3 protein-coding genes are annotated in these 1,398 nt (G+C 47.9%); 1 reads left to right on the top strand and 2 read right to left on the bottom strand.

Annotated elements, in window-relative coordinates; all coding sequences use genetic code 11:
* Both HMPREF2865_RS04600 and HMPREF2865_RS12350 read right to left on the bottom strand, forming a co-directional pair.
* A partial coding sequence (locus HMPREF2865_RS04600) for a hypothetical protein (RefSeq protein ID WP_070645909.1) occupies positions 1-302 on the bottom strand: 302 nt, incomplete at its 3' end.
* Positions 303-304: 2 nt separating this feature from the next.
* Complete coding sequence (locus HMPREF2865_RS12350; protein WP_283120635.1) at positions 305-850, bottom strand: HNH endonuclease; 546 nt, start codon at positions 848-850, stop codon at positions 305-307.
* A 141-nt stretch (positions 851-991) separates the two neighbouring features.
* Between HMPREF2865_RS12350 and HMPREF2865_RS12345 the strand changes: the two genes are divergently transcribed.
* Complete coding sequence (locus tag HMPREF2865_RS12345) at positions 992-1,198, top strand: hypothetical protein (RefSeq protein ID WP_234395980.1); 207 nt, start codon at positions 992-994, stop codon at positions 1,196-1,198.
* Positions 1,199-1,398: the final 200 nt, after the last annotated feature.

Genomic DNA, 1,398 nt, shown 5'->3' with positions numbered 1-1,398 from the left:
TTTTCTTTTGAAACGGGAGGGTCATAGACATCTACCCCCCTTAAGAAGGCAATGCCGGTTAATGCGTCATCTTGATCTTTAGATAAGTCTGAATTCGGAACAAAATCCAAAATATTATAAATATCTCCTACTCCTTCAAGATCAATTAAATCAAAAATATAAAAAGGTATATTATCAATAGGCATATCTAAGACAACCTTATCCAACCATAATTTAAATTCTTGCAAATTAATTGCTGCCGATAATAAGCAATATGTTGCAAAACTTAAATCTTGACCTTGCTCTTTCGTAATTTTCCACATAATTATCTTCCTTTATTCATCGCTTCCCAGCCGATATGACCAGTATCATGGTGAGATTTTTCAGGTACAAGCTGCATACGTCCGGTATCCTGATGATGATGCCAAGTATAATCCGGTATTTTAGATTCTCCTTTTTCAATTGCCCTTAATTGTTCTGTGTTAAAGCTTGATTTGCGAACCTGTCCTTTCCTAATGGCTTCCGCCAAATCTTTGGTTGCCAGCCTCATTTGTCCTGTCGAACTCTTAGACCTGAATTCTTGAATATCAAGCTTCGTATCATATTTCACGTGTTTCTCAAAATTTGGAAATCCTTTACTGTCAAACGGCACCCCGGTCTTCGGGTGGCTTTGGTTTGCCAGTTTGACATTTTTGCCGTTTGACGGCGGTACTGTCGAGGATTTGACATTTTGTTTGCCGTAACGCTGTTCCAATTCCGTTCTGACAGTGCGGGAGTGGTACGGTGAATCATAACTGTACCGTCCTTGTTGGGCTTGGGAAAAATTTTCCCCGACAGGTGCTTTCCCTTTCGGCAATGCAACTGCGCCCATCTGCGACTGTTTGACGGTGCTTGCACCTATACCACCCCAGTCGTATCGGGTTCGAGCATATGCGGCTGCGCTGCGTTGGGCGGCGCGTTGGATAATGCCGTCGAATCGGCCGCCGCCGTAACCTGCGTGTTTGGCGACGGGATGCGGCTGGTGGCGGTGGCGGTGAAGTACCGCGCCGATGTGTCTGCCGCCGTGCTTGAGCCGTCGCAATACGGCGTGGCGGGGCGCACGGTGGAGCGCGTTTATGTGGCGCAAAGTACCGCTGTATCAGGGCAACGGCGCGATTGCGTGGGCGTCACCCGAATTTCAGGCGCAGCATCCCTGCTTTGTGATTGCGCCCGAGTTTGACGAAATTATTATGGACGATACCAGCACCGCGTCCAACTATCTCGATGCCACTATCAACCTAATCAAACACTTGAAAACCAAGTTACCCATCGACGGCAAACGGCTCTACACCACCGGCCAGTCGGGCGGCGGCATGATGTCGATTGCGCTTCGTTTGCACTTCCGTCAGCGGACGGTTGCGGTGGGCTTTGCGCATAATG

Origin of the sequence: Neisseria sp. HMSC073G10, assembly GCF_001812605.1 — a bacterium.
GTDB lineage: Bacteria > Pseudomonadota > Gammaproteobacteria > Burkholderiales > Neisseriaceae > Neisseria > Neisseria subflava_A.
This window is presented reverse-complemented; position numbering and strand designations above follow the sequence as displayed.